Origin of the sequence: Streptomyces sp. NPDC048275 (assembly GCF_040652275.1) — a bacterium.
GTDB lineage: Bacteria > Actinomycetota > Actinomycetes > Streptomycetales > Streptomycetaceae > Streptomyces.
This window is the reverse complement of record NZ_JBEZLR010000241.1, coordinates 1-1,880: the sequence shown is the minus strand read 5'-3', so window position 1 is coordinate 1,880 and position 1,880 is coordinate 1. Positions and strand designations below refer to the sequence as shown.

At 71.9% G+C, this 1,880-nt stretch carries 1 protein-coding gene; it reads right to left on the bottom strand.

Annotation, left to right across the window (positions count from 1 at the left end; translation table 11 throughout):
- On the bottom strand, positions 1–1,142 hold a 1,142-nt coding region (locus AB0D57_RS47635; protein WP_362088759.1), incomplete at its 3' end, for a LacI family DNA-binding transcriptional regulator.
- Positions 1,143–1,880: the final 738 nt, after the last annotated feature.

The following is a 1,880-nucleotide window of genomic DNA, read 5'->3' as shown; positions in this document are numbered from 1 at the left end:
TGGCTTGTTGACGGATCGCGCGGTCCGCGCGGAGATCCTCGGTGCTGCCCGGGCGCACGGCCGGTGGTCGTGCCCGGCCTGAAGGTGCAGGCGACCAACGGCTCGTCGGCCTCCTCCCCGGCGACGACTGCCGCCAGGAGACGGATCGCGGCGGCGCCCAACTGAGGTCGGGGGATGTCGAATCCGGTGGGTTCCGGCTCGCCCGCGAGATCGGGCGGCGGGCTGCCCAGCAGGGCGAGCGAAAGATCGTCGGGGCAGATGAGGCCGCATCCGTCGACGGCCGCGCACAGTGCACGCCAGGCGGCCCCTGTGTCGGTCTCCTCGGCGACGAACGCGGTGACACCCTCGTCGACCCAGCGGCGCAGCCTTTCGGGTGTGAGATCGCGTGCCGGGTCGGCGGAGCGGAAGACCGCCGCGGGACCGCCGGTGAGTCCGGCCGCCTCCAGGCCTTCCAGGAAGCCCTGTTGCCGGTCCGCCGACGCAGGCGCGTCGTCGTCCTCACGGATCAGGACGATGCGGCGATGCCCCGACGACGCCAGACGACCGACGACTTCACGGCTCGCGCTCACGTAGTCGGCGCCCACCCAGGGCAGCCCTTCGAGCTCGTCGCGGCGCCCGAGGTGCACAACCGGGAAGCCGTCCGCGACCAGCCGCTTCAGTTCGGCGAGGGGAGCGTGCCGACCGAGGAAGAGACAGCCGTCGGCGAGCCGCACCCGGCTCAGCGCGTCGGGTCCGGCGGCCCCCGCACCGCCGGAACTCGACCCGGTGAAGAGCACCAAGTCGTAGCCACGCGCTGCGGCTTCCCGCTCAACCCCCACGAGGAACGGGTAGTACGAGTGCTGCACGTCCGTCGGGAACGTGGCCGTGAAGCTGAAGACACCGAGCAGGTTGTTACGGGCCGCGGCCAGGCGCCGCGCCGCCGGATCCGGTACGTAGCCGAGGCTGCGGGCGGCGTCGAGGACCCGCTGCCGTGTTTCGTCGGAGATCGCCGATCTCTGCGCCTTGTCCGACAGCACAAGCGACACCGTGGCCTGAGAGACTCCGGCCAGTCTGGCGACCTCCGCCTGCCGCGGCCGCGACGTGCGTCCTGTCGTCGTGGGAGTCCGACCACGCCGGGTCCGCTTCCTGGGCTGCTCCACCATGCTCCTCACCCGGCCGCTCACGGCCGATACCGAGCCACTAATGCGTATCAGTTATGCGCATTAGCGAGTACTGTGAGCGCTTCCACGGCGTCGGTCAAGGGTTCCGACACGACTTGTTCGGGGCCGCGGCCAACGGCTCGGAACGGTGTGAGTCGAGCCGAACCGGGGCGTAAAGGCAGTCCCGTATCGCCGCGTTGGGCCTGCGCCCACGGTCAACTCCGGGGCCGACGCGGAGCCGGCAGAGCCGGCCGACTTCGTCGAGTTCCCGTCCGCGACGCACCATGAGTCACGGACCTGCGCGGGGGGCCCGCCCACCTTGCCGGCCGAGTACCGGGGGGGCGCGCCCAGTTGGCCGACCAGCAGCTCAAGCTGCTGCAGGCGTGGCGCGTGTGCCTGCGGGAGGCGTTCGCGGCCCCCACCACACGCCGCCGCACCTGCACTGCGCCGGCGAGAACGCCGACGTGGTCACGCGGGTGCGGGCCGCCGCCGCGGCCGGGCTCGCCCTGGTGCTCGCCGGGACCGGTCCATGTCGTCCTGGGCGGTGTGCGGCTGAGCGTCTCGCCCGGCAAGTCCCGCCAGGTGAAACGCTCAGCTCGGATGTCTCTGAACTGCCACGCTGTTCCAGGGGCGTGCTCAGCCATATCCGGTTGCCCAGGGCTTGGGGCGCCATGGCACCCATGCCGCACGTTCGCGCGAGGGACTTGCGACGCCACGTCGCGGGCCGCGCCGTCTTGAGCC